The sequence below is a fragment of the Serratia surfactantfaciens genome, assembly GCF_001642805.2.
Classification (GTDB): domain Bacteria; phylum Pseudomonadota; class Gammaproteobacteria; order Enterobacterales; family Enterobacteriaceae; genus Serratia; species Serratia surfactantfaciens.
This window is the reverse complement of record NZ_CP016948.1, coordinates 4,934,196-4,957,496: the sequence shown is the minus strand read 5'-3', so window position 1 is coordinate 4,957,496 and position 23,301 is coordinate 4,934,196. Positions and strand designations below refer to the sequence as shown.

Here is a 23,301-nt window from a genome sequence, read left to right as displayed (position 1 = left end):
TAATGTGAAGTTCGTTAATAAATTAACGATCGTAAATTGACCGCCTTTTCCCCCGCGTTACTCTGCCAGTATCTCAATCGCGCACGGAGAGCTGTCATGTCGGAAAATACCTTTGATTACATCATTGTCGGCGCCGGTTCCGCCGGCTGCGTGCTGGCGGCGCAGCTTATCCGCCGCACCCAGGCGCGGGTGCTGCTGCTGGAAGCCGGCGGCGACGACAATAACCTGTTCATCAAGATGCCGGCCGGGGTGGCCAAGATCATCGCCAAAAAGAGCTGGCCCTATGAAACGGAGCCGGAACCGCACGCCAATAACCGCCGCATGCAGATCGCGCAGGGCAAGGTGCTGGGCGGCAGCAGTTCGGTCAACGGCATGATCTACCTGCGCGGCCAGCCGCAAGACTACGACGACTGGGCCGAACACTACGGCTGCACCGGCTGGAGCTACCGCGAGGTGTTGCCCTACTTCAAACGCGCCGAGGCCAACGAAAGCCTGTCAGACGACTACCACGGCGCCGACGGGCTGCTGCCGGTCAGCGAGAATCGCTACCGCCACCCGCTCAGCATGGCGTTTATCCGCGCCGGCCAGGAGCTGAACCTGCCCTATCGCAACGACTTCAACGGCGACAGCCAGCACGGCGTCGGTTTCTACCAAACCACCACCCACAACGGCGAGCGCGCCAGCACCGCCCGCACCTACCTGAAGGCGGTGCGCGACGAACGGCGGCTGGTGGTGAAACTGAACGCCCTGGCACACCGGCTGACCTTCGAGGGCAACGTCGCCACCGGCGTGGTCTACAGCCAAAACGGCGGTGCGGAAGTCACCGCGCGCGCCACCAAAGAGGTGATCGTCAGCGCCGGCGCGGTCGGTTCGCCGAAGCTGCTGATGCTGTCCGGCATCGGCCCGCGCGACCACCTGCAGCAGCTGGGCATCGAGGTACGGGGGGATCTGCCGGTGGGCAAAAACTTCCACGACCACCTGCACATGTCGATCAACGTCAGCACCCGCGAGCCGATCAGCCTGTTCGGCGCCGATCGCGGTCTGCAGGCGCTGAGCCACGGTGCGCAGTGGCTGGCGTTTCGCAGCGGCGTGCTCTCGTCCAACGTGCTGGAAGGCGCCGCCTTTACCGACAGCCAGGGCGACGGCCGGCCGGACGTGCAGATCCACTTCCTGCCGCTGCTGGACAGCTGGGACGACGTGCCCGGCGAACCGCTGCCGAACATTCACGGTTTCACGCTCAAGGTCGGCTACCTGCAGCCGAAGGCGCGCGGCGAAGTGCTGCTGCGCAGCAGCAACCCGCGCGATCCGGTCAAGCTGCACGCCAACTACCTCGGCCACCCGGACGATCTGGCCGGCAGCGTGCGCGCGGTAAAGTTCGGCCTCGGCTTCCTGCAAACCGCGGCGTTGAAGCCGCTGATCAAAGATCTGCTGATGCCGCAGCCGGAGTGGACGCGCGATGAGGCGCAGTTGGAAGAGTTCGTGCGCAACTTCTGCAAGACGGTGTATCACCCGGTGGGCAGTTGCCGCATGGGGCCGTCGCCGCAGGACGCGGTGACCGATCCGCAGCTGCGGGTGCACGGTTTTGAACAGCTGCGGGTGATCGACTGCTCGGTGATGCCGCAACTCACCAGCGGCAACACCAATGCGCCGACCATCATGCTGGCGGAAAAGGCGGTGGATCTGTTGCTGGGCGCGCCGCAGTAAGGGCGCGCCTCAACCTCAGGCGGCGGCGGGCACGCCGCTATGGAAGCGCAGCTCGCTGTCCGGCGACAGGATCAATTCAGCTTCGAGGCGGCCGAAATGCGCCACCCGTTCGCTGATGTCGCCGCCGGCGATCTGCTCGGCCAGCGTCAGGTAGTCCTGATAGTGGCGCGCTTCAGAGCGCAGCAGCGAGACGTAAAAGCGGTTCAGCTCGTCGTCCAGGTGCGGCGCCAATTTGGCGAAACGTTCGCAGGATCGCGCTTCGATGTAGGCGCCGCAGATCAGTTTGTCGATCAGCGTCGCCGGATCGTGGGTGCGGATCTCGCGGATCATGCCCTTAGCGTAGCGGCTGGCGGTGATCTTGCGATACGGGATCCCGCGCGCCTGCATGATCTCCAGCACCTGCGAGAAGTGATGCAACTCTTCCTTGATCAACAGCACCATGCGATCCGCCAGATCCTGGCCGTAGGCCGAGCCGTTTTTCGGCAGGATCTTGCGGGTGAACTGGCCCTGGCGGAACAGCGTGTCCGGCGCGCCCTGCGCTTCGTGCAGAAACGCCTCGTAAGGGCGCAGCAGCGCCAACAGCGCGTCGCCGCTCTCTTTGTCCGCCACGTAGCGGCGGATCAGCCACATGCCGGTCTGCGCGGCTTTCAGCTCGCACACCAGGTGGTCGGTCAGCAACAGCTGCAGGTTTTCCGGACGGCGCGCGGCGTCGATCCAGGCGTCGGGGGTTTCACAGTGCAGGAAGCTTAAAATCGGGGCTAACAGGGATTGGTATGTCATGGCGTCATTGCCCTATGTATTTCAAGTTGCAGCCAGGCGGCCAGCTCACTCATCCCCAGGAGCTTACTCAGGTAAGTGACTGGGGTGAGAGAGTGCAGCCAACAACGCTGCAGCTTGAAAGACGACGGGGATATCAGGGGCCGGCGAAAGCCAGCCCACAGGTATTGATCGGAAAGGAATTAGTGGCGTTTGCCGTCGTCGTCTTCGTCGATGTAGTCGCCGTCTTCGTCATCCTCACCGTCTTCACCGTTCGGATCTTCGAAGTAGGTGCCCCAGCCGTCGTAGTTGACGCCGCAGCGTTCCGCCAGCGCCACCAGCTGCTCTACCTGGGCGTCGATCAGCTCGGCGTTCAGGCCGACTTCGCTGATCACGTCGCAGCACATCACCAGCGAACCGTCTTCCACTTCCAGCTCTTCGGCGTCGGTCACTTCGTAGCCCAGCTTGAAGGCTTCAACGGCGGCCTGCTCCAGAACCTCAAATTTCTCGGCGGACAGATGGTGCTCGATGGTGTAGAGCGCGTCCGGATCGCTGCCGTCTTCCAACAGCTCTTCGATGATCAGGCGGGTCTCTTCACGTTGTTCTTCCAGCAATTCGCGGTTTGCCATGCCTATATCCTCAAGTCAAATGGCCTTCATTCCTTCTATTTTCACACACCGCCGACGTTGCTTCCACGATAAACGTGAAAGATTTCCATGCTGGGGTTGAAATTGAATATTCATACATATAAAGTGAATTTTAATTCAATTACACAATCAGGGAATCGGACTATGAGCACCGGCAATGCGTTCTACCAACGTCACTTTCTGAGGTTAATGGATTTCACCCCCGCCGAACTGCAGGCGCTGCTGAAACTGGCGGCCGATCTGAAACAGGCCAAAAAGCTGGGGCAGGAACAGCGCCGGCTGCAGGGCAAAAACATTGCGCTCATCTTCGAAAAAGACTCGACCCGTACGCGATGCTCTTTCGAAGTTGCCGCATTCGATCAGGGCGCACAGGTGACCTATCTCGGCCCAAGCGGCAGCCAGATCGGCCATAAAGAGTCGATGAAAGACACCGCCCGGGTGCTGGGCCGCCTGTACGACGGTATTCAGTATCGCGGCTACGGCCAGGCGCTGGTGGAAACCCTGGCGCAACACGCCGGCGTGCCGGTGTGGAACGGCCTGACCGACGAGTTCCACCCTACTCAGCTGTTGGCGGATCTGCTCACCGTGCAAGAGCATCTGCCGGGCAAGGCGCTGAGCGAGGTGAAACTGGCGTACGTCGGCGACGCGCGCAACAACATGGGCAACACGCTGCTGGAAGCCGCCGCGCTGGCGGGCATGGATCTGCGGCTGGTGGCGCCGAAGGCCTGCTGGCCGCAGCCGGAGCTGGTGGCCGAGTGTCAGGCGCTGGCGCAGCAAACCGGCGCGAAGCTCACCCTGACCGAAGACATCGCCGAAGGGGTGCAAGACGCCGACTTCCTCTACACCGACGTCTGGGTGTCGATGGGCGAACCGAAAGAGACCTGGCAGGAGCGTATCGCGCTGCTGCGGCCGTATCAGGTCAACATGGCGATGCTGAAGCTGACCGGCAATCCGAACGTGAAGTTCCTGCACTGCCTGCCGGCGTTCCACGACGACCAAACCACCCTCGGCAAGCAGATGGCGCAGCAGTATGATCTGCACGGCGGCATGGAAGTGACCGACGAAGTGTTCGAATCGGCGCACAGCGTGGTGTTCGATCAGGCGGAAAACCGGCTGCACACCATCAAGGCGGTGCTGGTCGCCACGCTGAGCAACACCCTCTGACAATCCCCCCCTCCGCCCTGGCGTCCCCGGCCAGGGCGGCTAATATATTCCAGGAATATCAAATAGCGGATTGACCTTTGCCCGCCGCCGGCAAAGGTTCTACCGTGACAGGCCGACGGCGCCCACGCCGTAAAAACCAACGATAACAAACCGTTCTCAGCGCCGCCTGGCGGCGCCTTCAGGGGATATACACCGATGAAAGCCAAACTCTTGCCGCTGTTCCTGCTCGCCGCCCTGCCCGCCGCCGCGTTAGCCGCCACGCCGCCGAATACGCTGGTGGTGGTGCAATCGCTGGATGACATCGTCAGCCTCGATCCGGCGGAAGCCAACGAACTCTCCAGCATCCAGACGGTGCCCAGCCTGTATCAACGATTGGTGCAGGCGGATCGCGACGATCCGGCCAAGGTGGCGCCGGTGCTGGCGGAAAGCTGGCAGGGCGATGCAGCTGCCAAAACGCTGACGGTGAAACTGCGGCCGCAGGCGGCGTTCGCCTCCGGCAACCCGCTGACCGCCGACGACGTGATCTTCTCCTACAGCCGCGCGGTCAAGATGAATAAGTCGCCGGCGTTCATCCTCAACGTGCTCGGCTGGCAGCCGGACAACATCGACGCGCAGCTGAAGAAGATCGACGAACATACCGTGCAGCTGCGCTGGACGGCGGACGTCAGCCCGGCGGTGGCGCTGAATATCCTCTCGACGCCGATCGCTTCGATCGTCGACAGCAAGGAGGCACTGGCCAACGTCAAGGACGGCGACTTCGGCAACGCCTGGCTGAAAATGCACTCCGCCGGCAGCGGCCCGTTCAAGATGCGCGTCTATCAGCCGCACCAGGCGATCGTGCTGGACGCCAACCCCACCTCGCCGGGCGACAAGCCGCAGCTGAAAAACATCATCATTAAAAACGTGCCGGACCCGGCCACCCGCCGCCTGCTGATCCAGCAGGGCGACGCCGATATCGCCCGCGAACTGGGCGCCGACCAGACCGATACGCTGAAGAATCAGCCCGGCGTCAAGGTGCTGGAGATCCCGTCCGCCGAGCAAAACTACCTGGTGTTCAACGCCGGCAACGGCGCCAATCCGCTGCTGAGCAACCCGGCCTTCTGGGAAGCGGCGCGCTACCTGGTGGATTATCAAGGCATCACGAAAGATCTGCTGAAGGGCCAATATTTCGTGCACCAGAGCTTCCTGCCGGTCGGGCTGCCGGGCGCGCTGGAGACCAACCCGTTCAGCTACGATCCGGCCAAGGCGAAAGCCATCCTGGCCAAGGCGGGGATCACCCACGCCGCCTTTACGCTGGACGTGGAGAACAAACCGCCGTTCATCACCATTGCGCAGGCGCTGCAGGGCAGCTTCGCCGCCGCCGGCGTGAAGGTCGAACTGCTGCCGGCCGCCGGCAGCCAGGTTTACTCCCGGGTGCGCGCCAGACAGCACCAGGCGGCGATCCGCCTGTGGATCCCGGATTACTTCGATGCCCACTCCAACGCCAGCGCTTTCGCCTACAACGACGGCAAGAGCAGCACGGTGGCCGGGCTGAACGGCTGGCAGATCCCGCAGTTGAATAAGCAGACGCTGGCGGCGCTGGCCGAAGCCGATCCGGCCAAGCGCCGTGCGCTGTACACCGCCATGCAGCAGGAGCTGCAGCGCAGTTCGCCGTACGTATTTATCGATCAGGCCAAAACCGAAGTGGTGCTGCGCGACAACGTCAAAGGCTACCAACAGGGGTTGAACGCCGACATGGTCTACTACGATCGCGTCAGCAAATAGCCGGCGGGCGGCCATCGCCGGCCAATCGATTGCGGGGCGGCAAAAAACGGCGTTTTAACGCTTGCAGTGGCGAAAAGCGCGAGTATAATGCGCCACAATTTGCCAGGAGAAAGCATGAAAAACGACGTTTGTTTTGTTAGCCGCAATCGACAAAACCGACTGCCTATCGGCGGCCAGCTGCCGTTGTTTCTCCTGTTGCTAAACCGATCGTTTCAAGCCCCTCATTGAGGGGCTTTTTTTTGCCTTAAAAAGTCCCGCGCCACGGGCACGCGTCGAGGAGGAGTGAAAAATGGCCAACCCGCTGTATCACAAACACATCATCTCTATTAACGATCTCAGCCGCGAGGATCTGGAGCTGGTGCTGCGCACCGCCGCCGGTCTGAAAGCCAACCCGCAGCCGGAGCTGTTGAAACACAAGGTGATCGCCAGCTGCTTCTTTGAAGCCTCGACCCGTACCCGCCTGTCGTTCGAAACCTCGATGCACCGCCTCGGTGCCTCGGTGGTCGGTTTCGCCGACGGCAGCAACACCTCGCTCGGCAAGAAAGGCGAAACCCTGGCCGACACCATCTCGGTGATCAGCACCTACGTAGACGCCATCGTGATGCGCCACCCGCAGGAAGGCGCGGCGCGCATGGCTTCGGAGTTCTCCGGCAACGTGCCGGTGCTCAACGCCGGCGACGGCGCCAACCAGCACCCGACCCAAACCCTGCTGGATCTGTTCACCATCCAGGAAACCCAGGGCCGCCTGAGCAACCTCAGCATCGCCATGGTCGGCGACCTGAAGTACGGCCGCACCGTGCACTCGCTCACCCAGGCGCTGGCCAAGTTCGAAGGCAACCGCTTCTACTTCATCGCCCCGGACGCGCTGGCGATGCCGGCCTACATCCTGAAAATGCTGGACGAGAAAGGCATCGAGTACAGCCTGCACGGCAGCATTGAAGAAGTGGTGCCGGAGCTGGATATTCTCTACATGACCCGGGTGCAGAAAGAGCGCCTCGATCCGTCCGAGTACGCCAACGTGAAGGCGCAGTTCGTGCTGCGCGCCGCGGATCTGGCCGGCGCGCGCGCCAACCTCAAGGTGCTGCACCCGCTGCCGCGCATCGACGAGATCGCCACCGACGTGGATAAAACGCCGCACGCTTACTACTTCCAGCAGGCAGGCAACGGCATCTTCGCCCGCCAGGCGCTGCTGGCGCTGGTGCTCAACGCAGATTTGGCTCTTTAAGGGGGAACCGCCATGACTCATGACAACAAACTGCAGGTCGAAGCGATCAAATGCGGCACGGTGATCGACCACATTCCGGCGCAGATCGGTTTCAAACTGCTGACGCTGTTCAAGCTGACCGCCACCGACCAGCGCATCACCATCGGCCTGAACCTGCCTTCCAACGAGCTGGGCCGCAAGGATCTCATCAAGATCGAGAACACCTTCCTGACCGAGCAGCAGGCCAACCAGCTGGCGATGTACGCGCCGAAGGCCACGGTGAACCGCATCGATAACTATGAAGTGGTGCGCAAGCTGACTCTCAGCCTGCCGGACCACATCGACGGCGTGCTGACCTGCCCGAACGGCAACTGCATCAGCCGCAGCGAGCCGGTGGCGTCGAGCTTCAGCGTGAAGCCGCGCGATGGCGAAGTGCACCTGAAGTGCCGCTACTGCGAAAAAGAGTTCGAGCATCAGGTGGTGCTGCAGGCGGACTGAATTCTGCCCCTTTGCGGGAGCGGCGCTGTTAATCTGCGCGTCACTCCCTATAATGGATGCCTGAAAATAACTCTACCCACGTTGCTACCCACCGAATTTTACGCTGCGGCCGACCGCGCGGCGGCGTGAAAAACAACGGGTCTATCAGGAGAAAACATGTCACGTAACATCAGCACTGAACTCGCCCCGGCAGCCATTGGTCCTTATGTACAGGGCGTTGATCTGGGCAGCATGATCATCACTTCCGGCCAGATCCCGGTCGATCCGAAAACCGGCGCCGTCGCCGACGACGTGGCCGCTCAGGCGCGCCAGTCGCTGGAAAACGTCAAAGCGATCGTCGAAGCCGCCGGCCTGAACGTTGCCGACATCGTGAAAACCACCGTGTTCGTGAAAGACCTGAACGACTTCGCCACCGTCAACGCCGCGTACGAAGCCTTCTTCACCGAGCACAGCGCGCCGTTCCCGGCTCGCTCCTGCGTGGAAGTGGCGCGTCTGCCGAAAGACGTGAAGATCGAAATCGAAGCCATCGCCGTGCGTCGTTAATCGACACGTATGCGAATCACGGCCAGTGCAGACTGGCCGTTTTTACATTACTTGAATGCCTGGCGCTGACGGACACAGCCCAGAGTTTCAGCAGCCGGAGAGGATGAAGCGTTAACCTGTTTAACCGCCCGTTTTAAAACGGCGATAACCTCTTCTCGCGAAGCCGTAATCGGTTTACCGCGAGGCGTTATGCGGTCAATCTGTTCAGATGTATAGGTGTTCACGGCATCTACACCTTCCATGCCGAATTTATACACCTTCAGCTCATAAGAGGCAGGTTTTGTTACCTGACGTTTTGTTGACTTTATCACCATGCGAACCTCCTGTGACCCTACCGGCACTTCGCCATTATTGCGCAAATTTCACCCACCTTCAATTATGAGGCCGGCGGCGAAAAACCTTCCTGGAACCACAGAAAAAGCGCCTCGGCATCTCGGTAAAGTATCTGTTTGAGCCCCCCGGTGAGGTCGACAAATTGATGATGATTTATATAGTAATCAGCCAACTCCGTATTAATCGGCGATATTAAGCGCAACCCTGCGCATGCCGTATCCACCATAAAGAGCACGGCGACATAGAGCGCAAAACGCAGCGTATTGCCATCAAGGCTCGAGTCTCTAATACGAAAGTTTTGCAGCATCTCAATATTTAACATCGCCAGTTGTTCACCCGCCGCCGGACAAAACCGGCAGATACAGGCGCCGGCCGGCCGGTCATCGATGCCCTGTATCTTAAAGCTAAACGTAAAGCCGTCCGGATCGTCCAACACGGCGCCATTCAACGCCCAGGGAATACGGCGCTCTTCGGGTTGTTGGCGGGCCAACGCAACGCACCACTCAAAACCTTCAGCATGCATCATTTGCACCCGGACGCCATACCCAGCCTCAGCCAAGAGATCATTGGTTGCAGCCAGTGCACCTTCTCCAATCAATCGGACATTAAAAACCTGCGGCATTATCAATCCCTTGAACGCGTAAACCGTATTGAATGAACAAATCGGGCTGGATTTTACAACCAGCCCGTCGTTTCTGCTCTTTCAACCACATCGCAATGTCGAGATATGGAATATGCCCCGCAGTTTCTTCGCTACCTCTCCTTACGGCGCCGTTTGCATCCCACGCAGCAGCGCCTCCAGCGGGTATACCGCCGCAATCACCACTTCGTCACGCGTCTGCGCCGCCGCATCCAGCTGGCGCTGCGCTTGCTCGGCCTCGGCCCGGCTCAGCGGTTTGTCTTGCTGATGGCGCTCCAGCAGCGTTAAGCCCAGCGTGGCCAGGGTGCCGACGTCCTGCGCCACCGGCGCCAGATCCCGCAGCGTGCGGTTGCCCGCGATCGCCGTCTGCAGCGCCGCGCCGTTCGCCTGCCAGCGCTGCAGCCGTTCACGCAGCGCCTGCGCCGCGGCCTTATCGCGTTTATCCTGCAACAAGGCCGCGACCTGGGCATGCATGGCGCGCACCGCCTCGCTTTCCGGCGGCAGCGCATCGGCAAAGCGGTTCAGCGGTTCGAACTGGTGATAGTTGCCGGCCTGGAACTTCAGGTGCTGACGGGTGTAATACTGCGCCGGTTCCACCGCCTCGGCCAGGATCTGCAGCGGCGCGATCTGCACGCTGTTGCTCAGGCGGGTGAATTCGCGCGCCGTTTCCGCATGTTGCTGCAGGCCGACCGACACCACCGACCAGCCGTCGATCGCCGCCAGCCGCCGGTACATGTTGCTTTCATCGGTGACGTCCTGCGCCGACCACAGCCGCTCCGCCACCACGAAGGCGCGCGGCCACAGCTTGATATCGAGCAGCGGCGCGCGCACGTTTTCCGCCCACAGCGCCGCTTCGCCGCCGAGAATGTTGGCCTGCCCCTTCTCGTCCGGCACCACCGGCATCTTGCCCGCCGGCGCCGCCGCCAGCTTGTCGCCGCTGGTGGGGTAACGCACGTTGCCGACCAGCGTATAGCCGCTGAGCTTGTCCTGCTGCAGCGTGAATACCGGCCGCGTGTCGCCCATCCAGGTATCGACGCGGAACGTCACCTGCTGCGGCGTGCGCCAGACGATGTCGTGCAGCGCGCGGCGCGATTTGCCGTTGAAATCGATAAAGCCACGCCAGCCCTGCTTGCCCTCGATCAGCGTGAAGCTGCCTTCCACCGCGCTGCCCTTCAGGCGCGGCATGCTGAAGTGCCAGCTTTGCGCCTGCTCGCCGGGCTGCACCGCCGTCTCGACCCCCAGCGGCTGCGGCAGAATTTCATTGCGGTAGTGATAGGCGGTGCTTTGCGGCTGATCGAGGTAGAAACCGGTGGAGAGAATGCCCTGATAGCCGTCCTGGGCGCTGGCACCCAGCGAGTCTTGCCCCTGCCAGGATTGAATGACGATCGAACGCGGCAGCGACGGGTGGTAGATCTCATCCCAGCCAACCATCTGCCGCTGGTGTTTCTCGAGGATCTTTTCCAGCTTCTGGTTGAAGTAAGCCTGCAGCGCATGGGTATCCGCCAGCCCGTTCTTCTGCATAAACGCCTGAATCGACGGCGACGCCCGCCACTGGCTTGCGTCAACTTCATCGCCGCCAATGTGCAGATAAGGATCGGGAAAGATCGCCGCCAGTTCACCGACGATCGTGTCGACAAACTGATAAACCTCGTCACGGCTCGGATCGAGCGTCGGCTTATGCACACCCCACTCGCGCTCCATGCGATACGGCCCCGGCGCGCTCATCAGTTCGGGATAGGCCACCGCGATGCTGGAGGCGTGCCCCGGCATGTCGATCTCCGGCACCACGCGAATGCCGCGCGCCGTGGCGTAAGCCACCACCTGCCGCATTTGCTCGCGGGTGTAAAACTGGCCGTCGCTGGCCTGCTGCTGCAGTTTGGGGTAATGCTCGGAGGCGAAGCGCCAGCCCTGATCGTCGCTCAGGTGCCAATGGAACACGTTGAGCTTGGCCGCCGCCATGCCGTCAAGCTGGCGCAGAATGTCCGGCAGCGGCAGGAAATGGCGCGCCGAATCCAGCAGCACGCCGCGCCACGGGAAGCGCGGCACGTCGCGGATATCCACCAGCGGCAGGAAGGTGTTTTGCCCGTCGGTCTGCAGCAGCTGCAGCAGGGTTTCCATGCCGCGCAGCGCGCCGAAGCGGGTGTTGGCGGTCAGCGTAGCGCCCTGCGCCGTAACCGCCAGCCGGTAGCTTTCGTCGCTGCCCGGCAGCGGCTGCGCCGCCACCCGGTCCTTGATCACCACCTTGATCGCCGCGCCGTTCGCTTCTTCCCTCGGCGCCAGCGTCCAGCCGGTCTGCAGTTCGATGCGCTGACGCCAGCGTGGCAGGGCGTCACCCAGATCGTCGCCCTGGAGGCTTAACGCCAGCCGGTGATCCAGCACCAGCTTGCCCGCCGGTTGCGTCACTTCCACCTGCTGCGGCCAGGGCATCAGCGGCAGATCGCCCGCCGGCTGCGCCAGCGCGCCGCAAGAAAGCCATAACGATGAAGCCAGTAGCGTATAACGGAAAGGTCTGTGCATCGGAAATTCCTCAGAGGAAAAAAACAAAATATCCCCAATGAATTTCAAACCACCGCTAGGCGATAAACAACAACGCGCGGGCTTGAAAGGCGCAGGGGAAAACAGCCAACGCTGTAGATAAAGACTCAGCACAGAACAGATGTCCAACCGTTGCGGTGAAAAAGCGGACGGGATCACAATTGCCCCCTCCCGGCCGGAGGGGGCGAACGGGTTATTGCCAGCCGTAGCGGCGCACGAACCAGCCTTTCACGCACTGGGTCAGCACCATGTAACCGGCGAGGATCAGCACCAGCCACGGGAAGTAGCCGAGCGGCAGCGCCTGCAGCTGCAGGAAGCCGGCCAGCGGCGAGAACACCAGGCCGATGCCGGTGGCGATCACCGCCAGCGTCATGATGCACAGCGGCCAGGACGGGCGGCTCTGGATAAACGGAATTTTGCGCGTGCGGATCATGTGCACGATCAGCGTTTGCGACAGCAGCCCTTCAACGAACCAGCCGGACTGGAACAGCGTCTGCATTTCCGGCGTATTGGCCTTGAATACCCACCACATCAGGCTGAAGGTCAGCACGTCGAAGATTGAACTGATCGGCCCAAAGAACACCATAAATCGCCCCAGATCGGCGGAGTTCCAGCGCTGCGGCTGGGTGATCTGATCGTCGTCGACGTTATCGAACGGGATGGCGATCTGTGAGATGTCGTACATCAGGTTCTGAATCAACAGGTGCAGCGGCAACATCGGCAGGAACGGCAGGAAGGCGCTGGCAATCAGCACGCTGAACACGTTACCGAAGTTGGAGCTGGCAGTCATCTTGATGTATTTCAGCATGTTGGCGAAGGTGCGGCGCCCTTCGATCACCCCCTGCTCCAGTACCATCAGGCTTTTTTCCAGCAGGATGATGTCCGCCGCTTCCTTGGCGATGTCCACCGCCGAATCGACGGAGATGCCGATATCGGCCGCGCGCAGCGCCGGCGCATCGTTGATGCCGTCGCCCATAAAGCCCACCACGTGCCCCTGGCGGCGCAGCAGTTTGACGATGCGCTCTTTGTGCAGCGGCGTCAGCTTGGCGAACACCGTGGTGCGCGCCGCCGCCTGCGCCAGCTGCTCGTCGTCCATCTGTTCGATCTCGCTGCCGCGCAGCAGGTGCTCGGCCGCCAGCCCGACATCCCGGCACACTTTGGCCGCCACCAGCTCGTTGTCGCCGGTGAGGATCTTCACCGTGACGCCGTTCTGTTTCAGCGCCGCCAGCGCCGGTGCGGTGCTCTCCTTCGGCGGATCGAGGAAGGCGACGTAGCCTTCGAGGATCAGATCCGACTCGTCCGCCACGCCGTATTCATGGGTTTGCGCCGGCAGGATCTTGTTGGCTACCGCCACCACCCGCAGCCCCTGTTGGTTGAGATCGTCGGTGATGCGGCGAATGCGCGCCAGCAGCGCCTCGCTGAGTGGGATCACCTCGTCTTCGTGGCGCACGTGGCTGCAAATCGCCAGCATCTCTTCCAGCGCGCCCTTGCACACCAGCTCGTGATACTCGTTGTCTTTCGCCACCACCACCGACATGCGGCGGCGCACGAAGTCGAACGGGATCTCATCCACCTTGCGGTAGTGCTGCAGCGCTTCCGGCTGCTGATTTTGCTCCGCACAGCTCAGCACCGCCACGTCGAGCAGGTTTTTCAACCCGGTCTGGTAGAAGCTGTTCAGCCAGGCGTAGCGCAGCACCCGCTCGCTGCTGGCGCCAAACACGTCGGTGTGGCGCTCCAGCACGATCTTGTCCTGGGTCAGGGTGCCGGTCTTGTCGGTGCACAGAATATCCATGGCGCCGAAGTTCTGGATGGCGTCCAGCCGTTTGACGATCACCTTCTGGCGCGACAGTTTCACCGCCCCTTTGGCCAGCGTCGAGGTGACGATCATCGGCAGCATTTCCGGCGTCAGCCCGACCGCCACCGACAGCGCGAACAGCGCCGCTTCCCACCAGTCTCCCTTGGTGTAGCCGTTGATCAGCAGCACGATCGGCGTCATTACCAGCATAAAGCGGATCAGCAGCCAGCTGACCTTGCTGATACCGCTCTGGAAGGCGTTCGGCTGTTCATCCTGGCTGGTGACGCGCTGCGCCAACTGGCCGAAATAGGTGCTGCCGCCGGTGCCGATCACCATCGCCAGCGCGGTGCCGCTGACCACGTTGGTGCCCATGAAGCACAGATTCTGGCAATCGAGCGGATCGGCCGCCAGCGCCTGCGGCGCCGCAGATTTCTCCACCGGCAGCGATTCGCCGGTCAGCGCCGCCTGGCTGATGAACAGATCCTTGGCCGACAGCACGCGCAGATCCGCTGGGATCATGTCGCCGGCCGCCAGCTTGATGATATCCCCCGGCACCAGCTGCGCGATCGGCAGCTCCACGTGCTCGCTCCTGCCGGTGAGCGCATCGCTGCGGATCACCGTGGCGGTGTTGCTCACCATCGCTTTCAGCGCATCGGCCGCCCGGTTGGAGCGCGCCTCCTGGATGAAGTTCAGCAGCGTGGAGATCAGCACCATCAGCGCGATCACCAACGCGCCGGTGAGATCCTCGGTGGCGTAAGAGATCATGCCGAGCGCGGTCAGCAGCAGATTGAACGGGTTGCGGTAGCAGTGCCAGAGGTGTTGCCACCAGGCCTCTTTCTGCTGATCGTCGATGACGTTCTCGCCGCAGCGTTGACGCACCTGTTCCGCCTCATGGGCGGTGATACCTTCCGGGTGGCTGTGGAAACGCTCAAACAGCTGCATCGTCTCTGCGGCGGCGCATTCCAGCCGCTGCTGCGCCAGGCCGGCCGGCATATCGCGCGCAGCGCCGCTGACGCTGTCCAGCAGGCTGTCGCGGCGCACCAAACGGCGCGGAAGGCCGCGGGCGAACAGGCCCAGCAGCTGACGGGGGAGTTTTTTCAGTTTCATGGTTCGCACCTCGTCGCCCGGTGCCTCACGGCAGCGGGTAAACGGGGATCGTCATCGGCCGGGCGGATGGCGGGCACGCCAAAAAGCCTCTGCCAATGCAGATCCTTATTCTTTTTTCAGCAGCAGGAGCGAACGACGAAGCGCGCGCCACCGGTTACCGTGATGTACTTCACCGGTAAAACAGCAGCGCCAGGCGGAGAGGTTTTACCGGAGAACCGAGTGAGTGTCTAAAGCAGCCGGGTCGGGGTCCATATGGGGTATAACCTCCGGTAAAGGGAAAAACAGAGCGGCAGGAGCGGCCGTTCATCGCAATGTCACAATCCCGTTTTGCATCAAGATCCGCGTCGGAAAATGAGCTATGCTGACGGGCATTCATTATTGGCCGTCAATTTACGCCTTACAACCTAAACGACAAGTAAACCATGCAAAACCGGCTGACCATCAAGGACATCGCACGCCTGAGCGGCGTAGGCAAATCCACCGTCTCACGCGTGCTGAACAATGAAGGCAGCGTGAGCCCGCAAACCCGCGAACGGGTGGAAGCGGTGATCCGTCAGCAAGGGTTTACCCCCTCCAAGTCGGCGCGCGCCATGCGCGGCCAAAGCGACAAGGTGGTGGGCATCATCGTTTCCCGTCTCGATTCGCCGTCGGAGAACCAGGCGGTGCGCACCATGCTGCCGCTGCTGTACCAGCAGGGCTTCGATCCGATCGTGATGGAGAGCCAGTTCGAAACCCGCCTGGTGCAGGAGCACCTGCACGTGCTGCACCAGCGCAACGTCGACGGCGTGATCCTGTTCGGCTTCACCGGCCTGACCGCGGCGATGCTCAAACCGTGGCAGGAAAAAATGGTGGTGATGGTGCGCGAATACGACGGCTTCTCGTCCGTCTGCTACGACGACGCCGGCGCGGTGAACCTGCTGATGGATCGTCTGTACCGGCAGGGGCATCGACATATCGGCTATCTGGGGGTGCAGCTCAGCGACGCCACCACCGGCCAGCGCCGCTACCAGGCCTATCTCGACGCCTGTGAACGCCTCAAGCTCACGCCGCGCGCCACGCTGGGCGAGCTGAGTTACCAGAGCGGTTTCCAGCACGCCGCCGAAGTGATCGATGCGCACACCAGCGCGCTGATATGCGCCTCCGACAGTATCGCCCTCGGCGCGATCAAATACCTGCAGCAGCAACCGGCCCGCGCCATTCAGGTGTGCGCCATCGGCAACACCCCGCTGCTCAGCTTCCTGTTCCCCGATACCCTGTCTGTCGAGTTCGGCTACGGTAGCGCCGGCCTGCTGGCCGCGCAGCAGCTGCTGGCGCAGCTCAGCGGTGAACAGGGGATCCGCCGCCTGGTGGTGCCCAGCAAACTTTCCTGACGATCTGCTTGGAAGTTGACCATTTTTTGTCATTTTGTGATCCTCGCCCCAAACCGGGAACGTTCCCATTTCATTCAAAAAGCCGAGTGGCTAAGCTTTGATCATTACTCAGTCAACACCTCTGCAGGTATCCCATAATGAGCAAAGTAAAACAGCAGGATATTGATCGCCTGATTGTTTTGGTCGGCGGCCGCGAGAACATCGCCACCGTCAGCCATTGCATTACCCGGCTGCGTTTCGTCCTCAATGACCCCAGCAAGGCCAGCCCAAAGGAAATCGAAGAGCTGCCGATGGTCAAAGGCTGCTTCACCAACGCCGGGCAGTTCCAGGTGGTGATCGGCACCGACGTCGGCGACTACTATCAGGCGCTGATCGCCAGCACCGGCGTCAACGAGGCCGACAAGGAACAGGCCAAGGTGGCGGCACGCCAGAACATGACCTGGACCGAGCGCACCATCTCCCACTTCGCCGAGATCTTCTTCCCGCTGCTGCCGGCGCTGATCAGCGGCGGTCTGATCCTCGGCTTCCGCAACGTGATCGGCGACATCCCGATGTCCGGCGGCCAAACGCTGGCGCAGATGCACCCGGCGTGGAAAACCGTTTACGACTTCCTGTGGCTGCTGGGCGAAGCGATCTTCATGTTCCTGCCGGTGGCCATCTGTTGGTCGACGGTGAAAAAGATGGGCGGCACGCCGGTGCTCGGCATCGTGCTGGGCGTGACCCTGGTGTCGCCGCAGCTGATGAACTCCTACCTGCTCGGCCAGCAAACGCCGGAAGTGTGGAACTTCGGCTGGTTCGTGATCCAGAAAGTGGGCTATCAGGCGCAGGTGATCCCGTCGATCCTGGCGGGGATGGCGCTGGGCTGGATCGAAACCCGGCTGAAAAAGATCGTCCCCGACTATCTCTATCTGGTGGTGGTGCCGGTGGTCTCGCTGCTGCTGGCGGTGTTCCTGGCGCACGCGCTGATCGGGCCGTTCGGCCGCATGATCGGCGACGGCGTCGCCTGGGCGGTGAAAGCGGTGATGACCGGCAGCTTCGCGCCGGTGGGCGCTGCGCTGTTCGGCTTCCTGTATGCGCCGCTGGTGATCACCGGTGTGCACCAGACCACGCTGGCCATCGACATGCAGATGATCCAGAGCATGGGTGGCACCCCGGTATGGCCGCTGATTGCGCTGTCCAACATCGCGCAGGCTTCGGCGGTGCTCGGCATCATCATCATCAGCCGCAAGGCCAACGAGCGTGAAATCTCGGTGCCGGCGGCGATCTCCGCCTATCTCGGCGTGACCGAACCGGCGATGTACGGCATCAACCTCAAATACCGCTTCCCGATGCTGTGCGCGATGATCGGCTCCGCAATCGCCGGCCTTATCTGCGGCCTGGACGGCGTGATGGCCAACGGCATCGGCGTCGGCGGCCTGCCGGGCATCCTGTCTATCAAACCGCAGTTCTGGCTGATTTACTCGCTGGCAATTCTGGTGGCGATCGTCATCCCGCTGGTGCTGACCATCATGGTCTACAAACGCAAGGCCGCCCGCGGCGAGCTGCCGGTTTGATTGACGCAATATGAATGTAGGAGCCTGCTCGCGCAGGCTCGTTGTCACGATTCAAAGGTATACAGCTATGAGCAACCCAACCCCTTGGTGGCAGAACGGCGTCATCTACCAAATTTATCCGAAGAGTTTTCAGGACAGCACCGGCAACGGCTACGGCGATTTGGCCGGCGTGACGCGGCGGCTGGACTATCTGCAGGAGCTGGGCGTCGACGCCATCTGGCTGACGCCGGTCTACGTATCGCCACAGGTGGACAATGGCTATGACGTGGCGGACTACTGCGCCATCGATCCGGCTTACGGCACCATGGCGGACTTCGAGCAGTTGGTCACCGCCGCCCACCAGCGCGGCATTCGCATCGTGATGGACATGGTGTTCAACCACACGTCGACCGAGCATCCGTGGTTCAAGGCCGCACAGGATCGCCACAGCCCGTATCGTCAGTTCTACGTCTGGCGCGACGGCGAAGGCGATACGCCGCCGAACAACTGGCGTTCCAAGTTCGGCGGCAACGCCTGGCAGTGGCACGCCGACAGCGGCCAGTACTACCTGCACCTGTTCGCCGCCGAGCAGGCGGATCTCAACTGGGAACACCCGCCGGTGCGCGAAGAGCTGAAGAAAGTGTGCCAGTTCTGGGCGGACAAAGGCGTCGACGGCCTGCGCCTCGACGTGATCAACCTGGTGTCCAAGCAGCAGGACTTCCCGTCCGACAGCCAGGGCGACGGCCGCCGCTTCTACACCGACGGCCCGCGCATCCACGAGTTCCTGCAGGAGATGAGCCGCGACGTGTTCCAGCCACGCGGCCTGATGACGGTGGGCGAGATGTCCTCCACCACGCTCGAGCATTGCCAGCAGTACGCGGCGCAGAGCGGTGAGGAGCTGTCGATGACCTTCAACTTCCACCACCTGAAGGTGGACTACGCCGGCGGCGAAAAATGGACGCGGGCGGCGCCGGATTATGTGGAGCTGAAGCAGATCTTCCGCCACTGGCAGCAAGGAATGCATAACCGCGCCTGGAATGCGCTGTTCTGGTGCAACCACGATCAGCCGCGCATCGTGTCGCGCTTCGGCGATGAAGGCGCACTGCGGCTGCCGGCCGCCAAAATGCTGGCGATGGTGCTGCACGGCATGCAGGGCACGCCTTATATCTACCAGGGTGAAGAGATCGGCATGACCAACCCCGGCTTCCGCACCATCGAGCAGTACCGCGACGTGGAAAGCCTGAACATGTACGCCGAACTGAGCGCTCAGGGCCGCAGCGATGCCGAACTGCTGGCGATCCTGGCCGACAAATCGCGCGACAACGGCCGCACGCCGATGCAGTGGAGCGCCGCGCCGCACGCCGGTTTCACCACCGGCACGCCGTGGATCGGCTGCGCCGAGAACTACCCGCAAATCAACGCCGAAGCGGCGCTGGCCGACCTCGACTCGGTGTTTTACGCCTACCGCCAGCTGATCACCCTGCGCAAGCAGTACCCGCTGCTGACCCACGGCGACTATCAGGATCTGGCGCCGGAACACCCGGCGCTGTGGTGCTATCAGCGCAGCTGGAACGGCCAGCGCCTGCTGGTGGTGGCCAACCTGAGCCGCGAGCCGCAGGCCTGGACGGCGGCGGGCGTGGAGCCTTCCGCCCAGTGGCGCCCGCTGATGAGCAATTACAGCGACTCGGCAGACCAGCCGCAGGCGCTGACGCTACGGCCGTTCGAAGCGGTGTGGTGGCTGCTCGAAGACTAACCCCGCAGGGCGCGGCGAGCGCTGCGCCCTACAATTTCCCCAGCAGCGCCACCACCCCGGCGGCCTCTTGCGCCAGGCGTTCATCGCTCATATCGAATACGCCCTGCACCAGATGCGGCGGCAGATAATCCATGCCGGTCAGGTTGGCCATGGCGTGGAACGGCAGCAGCAGATCCTGCACCGGATAACGGTTGTACCCTTCCGCCGTATAGGCCTGCGCGTTGCCGCCGGTGCTCACCACCAGTTGCAGCGGTTTGCCGTGCAGTTGGGTGCCTTCGCTGCCGTAGGCGAAACCGTAGGTTAATACCGCATCCTGCCATTCGCTGAGGATCGCCGGCGAGCTGTACCAATAAAACGGGAACAACATCACTACCGCATCATGGCTCTGCAGCAGTTCCTGCTCGCGCGCCACGTCGATGCGGTAATCCGGGTAAGCGCGGATCAGTTCGTGAACGGTAACGTTGGGCAACGGACTCAGCGCCGTGATCAGCGCTTTGTTGATGCGCGACTCGTCGGGGGTGCGGTGGGCGGTTAACACTAAAATGCGCGACATAACGATTCCTCGGTCATAAGAAGATGAGGGCATTTTTCCATTTCCGCCGCTTCGGGTGTAGGCTGTTAAAGGTCACTTCAATTTCAACCAAAAGTATCAACCACTATGTCGCTGCCCTTTGACGTGCACCGCCTGCTGCCGGCCTTCCTCGCCGCCGCGCAGGCGCAAAATTTCTCCGCCGCCGCTCGCCAGCTGGGCGTGACGCCGGCGGCGGTCAGCAAAAACATCCGCGCGCTGGAAGAGAAGCTGGCGCTGCGGCTATTTCAGCGCAACACCCACAACGTGCTGCTGACCGACGAGGGCAAAGCGCTGCTGGCGCAGGTGGCGCCGCTGTGGCAGGCGTTGGCGGCCACGCTGGAGAGCGCCGGCGGCGAACGGCAGGCGCCGGCCGGGGTGGTGCGCGTCAGCATGATCCCCGGCTTCGGCCGCCAGATGCTGATGCCGTTGATCCCGCAATTTCTGGCGCGCTATCCGCAGATCGATCTCGATCTGTCGCTGGACGCCCGGGTGGTGAACCTGGTGGGCGAAGGCTTCGATGTCGGCATCGGCAGCCGGGTCGATCCCGACAGCCGGCTGGTGGCCCGCCCGCTCTACCCGATGCACATGGTGCTGGCGGCCTCGCCCGACTATCTGGCGCGGCGCGGTGAGCCGCAAACGCCGCACGATCTGCTGCGCCACGACTGCCTGCTGCACCGCAACCCGGGCAACGGCCGCCACGTCAAATGGCAGCTGCGCCATCAGGGCGAAACGCTGGCGCTGGATCTGAACGGCCGGCTGGTGGTCAGCCGGCCGGAGATGTTGCTGGATGCGGCGCTGGCCGGGCTCGGCATCGTCAACCTGGCGCGCTGGTACGTTGAAAAGCACTTTGAGCAAGGCACGCTGCGGCCGGTGCTGGCGCAATGCTGGCCGCGCCCGGTGCAGCTGTGGCTCTATTACGCCTCAGCGGATCTGCCGCCGCGGGTACGCGTCTGGGTCGACTTTCTGCTGGAACATTTTCGCGATCGGCCGGCGGGCGATTGACGTCTGTTCAGCTTGCGCACGCTCTTCCGTTTTCCTTGTTCTACATCAAAAGAATCGCGCCAATATCTATATATAGTGCATTAAGAATTTCGAACACCTATATATAGTAGTTATCCACAAAATCATCCACACGTCGCCACAGCCCTTGCGCGCTGCGGCTTTGCCCTGTGGATAAGCGAAATTTGACGGTTGCTCGCCGCGTCAGGCGGGTATGAACGCTCCCTCGGGGAACAAGGAGTACAACGTGAAACCAGTAGTGATTAAGCGGGACGGTTGCCAGGTACCTTTTGACGAAGCGCGCATCGCGCAGGCCATAGAGCGCGCCGCGCTGGCGGTGGGCGTGGTCGACGCCGACTACTGCGCCACCGTCGCCCGCGTGGTCGCTCAGCGCATGCAGCAACAGCCGCGCGTCGATATCCACGAGATCCAGCAGGCGGTGGAAAACCAGCTGATGGCCGGCGAGTACAAACAGTTGGCGCGCGCCTATATCGAATACCGCCACGATCGCGACGTGGCGCGCGAGCTGCGCGGCCGCCTGAACCAGGAGATTCGCGGCCTGGTCGAGCAGAGCAACCGCGCGCTGCTGAACGAGAACGCCAACAAGGACAGCAAGGTGATCCCCACCCAGCGCGACCTGCTGGCAGGCATCGTCGCCAAGCACTACGCCAAGCAGCACATCCTGCCGCGCGACGTGGTGCTGGCCCATGAACGCGGCGAAATTCACTACCACGATCTCGACTACTCGCCGTTCTTCCCGATGTTCAACTGCATGCTGATCGATCTGAAAGGCATGCTGACCAACGGCTTCAAGATGGGTAACGCCGAGATTGAGCCGCCGAAGTCGATCTCCACCGCCACCGCAGTGACCGCGCAGATCATCGCCCAGGTCGCCAGCCATATTTATGGCGGCACCACCATCAACCGCATCGATGAAATTCTGGCGCCGTTCGTCGACGAGAGCTTCCGCAAACACCTGCAGGTGGCGGAAGAATGGCAGATCCCGGACGCCAAAGGCTATGCCATGGCGCGCACCGAGAAAGAGTGTTACGACGCCTTCCAGTCGCTGGAGTACGAGGTCAACACCCTGCACACCGCCAACGGCCAGACGCCGTTCGTCACCTTCGGCTTCGGCCTCGGCACCAGCTGGGAGTCGCGCCTGATCCAGCGCTCAATCCTGAAAAACCGCATCGCCGGGCTGGGCAAAAACCGCAAGACCGCCGTGTTCCCCAAGCTGGTGTTCGCCATCCGCGACGGCCTCAACCACCAGTACGGCGATCCGAACTACGACATCAAGCAGCTGGCGCTGGAGTGCGCCAGCAAGCGCATGTACCCGGACATCCTCAACTACGATCAGGTAGTGAAGGTCACCGGCTCGTTCAAAACGCCGATGGGCTGCCGCAGCTTCCTCGGCACCTACGAGCAGGACGGCGAACTGGTGCACGACGGCCGCAACAACATCGGCGTCATCAGCCTCAACCTGCCGCGCATCGCGCTGGAGGCGATGGGTGATGAGTCGCGCTTCTGGACGCTGCTGGATCAGCGCCTGCAGCTGGCGAAAAAGGCGCTGATGACGCGTATCGCCCGGCTGGAGGGCATCAAGGCGCGGGTGGCGCCAATCTTGTACATGGAAGGCGCCTGCGGCGTGCGGCTCAAGGCCGACGACAACATCGCCGATATCTTCAAGAATGGCCGCGCTTCAATTTCGCTGGGCTATATCGGCCTGCACGAGACCATCAACGCGCTGTTCGGCGGCGAAAACCACGTGTATGACGACGGAGCGCTGCGCGCCAAAGCGGTGGCGATCGTCGCGCGGCTGCGCGCCGCCGTCGACGCCTGGAAGGACGAGACCGGCTACGGCTTCAGCCTCTACAGTACGCCGAGCGAGAACCTGTGCGATCGCTTCTGCCGGCTGGACACCGCCGATTTCGGCGTAGTGCCGGGCGTCACCGACAAGGGCTATTACACCAACAGCTTCCACCTCGACGTAGAGAAGAAGGTCAATCCGTACGACAAGCTGGATTTCGAAGCGCCCTACCCGCCGTTGGCCAGCGGCGGCTTCATCTGCTACGGCGAATACCCGAACCTGCAGCACAACCTGAAGGCGCTGGAAGACGTGTGGGACTACAGCTACAGCCGGGTGCCTTACTACGGCACCAACACGCCGATCGACGAGTGCTACGAGTGCGGCTTCACCGGTGAATTCTCATGCACCAGCAAAGGCTTCACCTGCCCGAAATGCGGCAACCACGACTCGGCCAAGGTCTCGGTCACCCGCCGGGTGTGCGGCTATCTCGGCAGCCCGGATGCCCGGCCGTTCAACGCCGGCAAGCAGGAAGAGGTGAAACGCCGGGTGAAACACCTCGGCAATGGGCAGCTCGGCTGA

At 62.2% G+C, this 23,301-nt stretch carries 18 protein-coding genes; 11 read left to right on the top strand and 7 right to left on the bottom strand.

Features of this window, described 5'->3' with window-relative positions; translation table 11 throughout:
• Nucleotides 1-96: 96 nt before the first annotated feature.
• Nucleotides 97-1,704 carry a GMC family oxidoreductase gene (locus tag ATE40_RS23135; protein WP_063918054.1) on the top strand — a complete coding sequence of 536 codons (1,608 nt, stop codon included), beginning with the start codon at nt 97-99 and terminating at the stop codon, nt 1,702-1,704.
• A 15-nt stretch (nt 1,705-1,719) separates the two neighbouring features.
• Here the strand turns inward: ATE40_RS23135 and miaE are convergent, their stop codons facing one another.
• The gene (gene miaE, locus ATE40_RS23130) at nt 1,720-2,484 is read right to left on the bottom strand and encodes a tRNA isopentenyl-2-thiomethyl-A-37 hydroxylase MiaE (protein ID WP_015376459.1); all 765 of its coding nucleotides are present in this window, start codon (nt 2,482-2,484) and stop codon (nt 1,720-1,722) included.
• Between the two features lie 179 nt (nt 2,485-2,663).
• Nucleotides 2,664-3,089: a ribonuclease E inhibitor RraB gene (gene rraB, locus ATE40_RS23125; RefSeq protein WP_004933365.1), complete on the bottom strand. Its 426-nt coding sequence runs from the start codon at nt 3,087-3,089 to the stop codon at nt 2,664-2,666.
• Between the two features lie 162 nt (nt 3,090-3,251).
• Here rraB and argF point away from each other — a divergent pair, with 162 nt between their 5' ends.
• The 5 genes from argF (at nt 3,252) to ridA (ending at nt 8,280) form a co-directional block, all read left to right on the top strand.
• The gene (gene argF, locus ATE40_RS23120) at nt 3,252-4,271 is read left to right on the top strand and encodes an ornithine carbamoyltransferase (RefSeq protein WP_019453295.1); all 1,020 of its coding nucleotides are present in this window, start codon (nt 3,252-3,254) and stop codon (nt 4,269-4,271) included.
• 195 nt (nt 4,272-4,466) lie between these two features.
• Complete coding sequence (locus tag ATE40_RS23115; RefSeq protein WP_063918053.1) at nt 4,467-6,035, top strand: ABC transporter substrate-binding protein; 1,569 nt, start codon at nt 4,467-4,469, stop codon at nt 6,033-6,035.
• A 289-nt stretch (nt 6,036-6,324) separates the two neighbouring features.
• Nucleotides 6,325-7,260 carry an aspartate carbamoyltransferase gene (pyrB, locus tag ATE40_RS23110; protein WP_019453297.1) on the top strand — a complete coding sequence of 312 codons (936 nt, stop codon included), beginning with the start codon at nt 6,325-6,327 and terminating at the stop codon, nt 7,258-7,260.
• A 12-nt stretch (nt 7,261-7,272) separates the two neighbouring features.
• A complete protein-coding gene (gene pyrI, locus ATE40_RS23105) occupies nt 7,273-7,737 on the top strand; it encodes an aspartate carbamoyltransferase regulatory subunit (protein ID WP_019453298.1) in 465 nt (154 codons plus the stop codon).
• 156 nt (nt 7,738-7,893) lie between these two features.
• On the top strand, nt 7,894-8,280 hold the full coding sequence (gene ridA / locus ATE40_RS23100) for a 2-iminobutanoate/2-iminopropanoate deaminase (protein WP_019453299.1): 387 nt from the start codon (nt 7,894-7,896) through the stop codon (nt 8,278-8,280).
• Nucleotides 8,281-8,327: 47 nt separating this feature from the next.
• Here the strand turns inward: ridA and ATE40_RS23095 are convergent, their stop codons facing one another.
• The 4 genes from ATE40_RS23095 to mgtA form a co-directional block, all read right to left on the bottom strand.
• A complete protein-coding gene (locus ATE40_RS23095; protein ID WP_063918052.1) occupies nt 8,328-8,594 on the bottom strand; it encodes a hypothetical protein in 267 nt (88 codons plus the stop codon).
• Between the two features lie 62 nt (nt 8,595-8,656).
• Nucleotides 8,657-9,235 carry a hypothetical protein gene (locus tag ATE40_RS23090; RefSeq protein ID WP_063918051.1) on the bottom strand — a complete coding sequence of 193 codons (579 nt, stop codon included), beginning with the start codon at nt 9,233-9,235 and terminating at the stop codon, nt 8,657-8,659.
• A 141-nt stretch (nt 9,236-9,376) separates the two neighbouring features.
• Nucleotides 9,377-11,770 carry a beta-N-acetylhexosaminidase gene (locus ATE40_RS23085; protein WP_063918050.1) on the bottom strand — a complete coding sequence of 798 codons (2,394 nt, stop codon included), beginning with the start codon at nt 11,768-11,770 and terminating at the stop codon, nt 9,377-9,379.
• Between the two features lie 211 nt (nt 11,771-11,981).
• A complete protein-coding gene (mgtA, locus tag ATE40_RS23080; RefSeq protein ID WP_063918049.1) occupies nt 11,982-14,690 on the bottom strand; it encodes a magnesium-translocating P-type ATPase in 2,709 nt (902 codons plus the stop codon).
• A gap of 422 nt (nt 14,691-15,112) precedes the next feature.
• Between mgtA and treR the strand changes: the two genes are divergently transcribed.
• The 3 genes from treR (at nt 15,113) to treC (ending at nt 19,345) form a co-directional block, all read left to right on the top strand.
• The gene (gene treR, locus ATE40_RS23075; RefSeq protein WP_019453303.1) at nt 15,113-16,060 is read left to right on the top strand and encodes a trehalose operon repressor TreR; all 948 of its coding nucleotides are present in this window, start codon (nt 15,113-15,115) and stop codon (nt 16,058-16,060) included.
• Between the two features lie 137 nt (nt 16,061-16,197).
• Entirely contained in the window at nt 16,198-17,613 is a 1,416-nt protein-coding gene (gene treB, locus ATE40_RS23070) for a PTS trehalose transporter subunit IIBC (protein WP_019453304.1), read from the top strand.
• A gap of 67 nt (nt 17,614-17,680) precedes the next feature.
• Nucleotides 17,681-19,345 (top strand): alpha,alpha-phosphotrehalase, encoded by a 1,665-nt coding sequence (treC, locus tag ATE40_RS23065; RefSeq protein ID WP_063918048.1) that lies wholly within the window; start codon nt 17,681-17,683, stop codon nt 19,343-19,345.
• 28 nt (nt 19,346-19,373) lie between these two features.
• Here treC and ATE40_RS23060 read toward each other — a convergent pair whose 3' ends face one another.
• The gene (locus ATE40_RS23060) at nt 19,374-19,898 is read right to left on the bottom strand and encodes an NAD(P)H-dependent oxidoreductase (protein ID WP_063918047.1); all 525 of its coding nucleotides are present in this window, start codon (nt 19,896-19,898) and stop codon (nt 19,374-19,376) included.
• Nucleotides 19,899-20,003: 105 nt separating this feature from the next.
• Here ATE40_RS23060 and ATE40_RS23055 point away from each other — a divergent pair, with 105 nt between their 5' ends.
• Both ATE40_RS23055 and nrdD read left to right on the top strand, forming a co-directional pair.
• Nucleotides 20,004-20,918, top strand: coding sequence for a LysR family transcriptional regulator (locus ATE40_RS23055; protein ID WP_063918046.1), 915 nt, complete (start codon nt 20,004-20,006; stop codon nt 20,916-20,918).
• Between the two features lie 244 nt (nt 20,919-21,162).
• Nucleotides 21,163-23,301, top strand: coding sequence for an anaerobic ribonucleoside-triphosphate reductase (gene nrdD / locus ATE40_RS23050; protein ID WP_063918045.1), 2,139 nt, complete (start codon nt 21,163-21,165; stop codon nt 23,299-23,301).

What these genes read in the sequence shown, in the direction of transcription:
- ridA (WP_019453299.1), top strand. Translation starts at nt 7,894, where the DNA reads ATGTCACGTAACATCAGCACTGAACTCGCCCCGGCAGCCATTGGTCCT.
- ATE40_RS23115 (WP_063918053.1), top strand. Translation starts at nt 4,467, where the DNA reads ATGAAAGCCAAACTCTTGCCGCTGTTCCTGCTCGCCGCCCTGCCCGCC.
- argF (WP_019453295.1), top strand. Translation starts at nt 3,252, where the DNA reads ATGAGCACCGGCAATGCGTTCTACCAACGTCACTTTCTGAGGTTAATG.
- ATE40_RS23135 (WP_063918054.1), top strand. Translation starts at nt 97, where the DNA reads ATGTCGGAAAATACCTTTGATTACATCATTGTCGGCGCCGGTTCCGCC.
- miaE (WP_015376459.1), bottom strand. Translation starts at nt 2,484, where the DNA reads ATGACATACCAATCCCTGTTAGCCCCGATTTTAAGCTTCCTGCACTGT.
- ATE40_RS23055 (WP_063918046.1), top strand. Translation starts at nt 20,004, where the DNA reads ATGTCGCTGCCCTTTGACGTGCACCGCCTGCTGCCGGCCTTCCTCGCC.
- mgtA (WP_063918049.1), bottom strand. Translation starts at nt 14,690, where the DNA reads ATGAAACTGAAAAAACTCCCCCGTCAGCTGCTGGGCCTGTTCGCCCGC.
- treC (WP_063918048.1), top strand. Translation starts at nt 17,681, where the DNA reads ATGAGCAACCCAACCCCTTGGTGGCAGAACGGCGTCATCTACCAAATT.
- treB (WP_019453304.1), top strand. Translation starts at nt 16,198, where the DNA reads ATGAGCAAAGTAAAACAGCAGGATATTGATCGCCTGATTGTTTTGGTC.
- ATE40_RS23085 (WP_063918050.1), bottom strand. Translation starts at nt 11,770, where the DNA reads ATGCACAGACCTTTCCGTTATACGCTACTGGCTTCATCGTTATGGCTT.
- ATE40_RS23095 (WP_063918052.1), bottom strand. Translation starts at nt 8,594, where the DNA reads ATGGTGATAAAGTCAACAAAACGTCAGGTAACAAAACCTGCCTCTTAT.
- rraB (WP_004933365.1), bottom strand. Translation starts at nt 3,089, where the DNA reads ATGGCAAACCGCGAATTGCTGGAAGAACAACGTGAAGAGACCCGCCTG.
- ATE40_RS23060 (WP_063918047.1), bottom strand. Translation starts at nt 19,898, where the DNA reads ATGTCGCGCATTTTAGTGTTAACCGCCCACCGCACCCCCGACGAGTCG.
- ATE40_RS23090 (WP_063918051.1), bottom strand. Translation starts at nt 9,235, where the DNA reads ATGCCGCAGGTTTTTAATGTCCGATTGATTGGAGAAGGTGCACTGGCT.
- pyrB (WP_019453297.1), top strand. Translation starts at nt 6,325, where the DNA reads ATGGCCAACCCGCTGTATCACAAACACATCATCTCTATTAACGATCTC.
- treR (WP_019453303.1), top strand. Translation starts at nt 15,113, where the DNA reads ATGCAAAACCGGCTGACCATCAAGGACATCGCACGCCTGAGCGGCGTA.
- pyrI (WP_019453298.1), top strand. Translation starts at nt 7,273, where the DNA reads ATGACTCATGACAACAAACTGCAGGTCGAAGCGATCAAATGCGGCACG.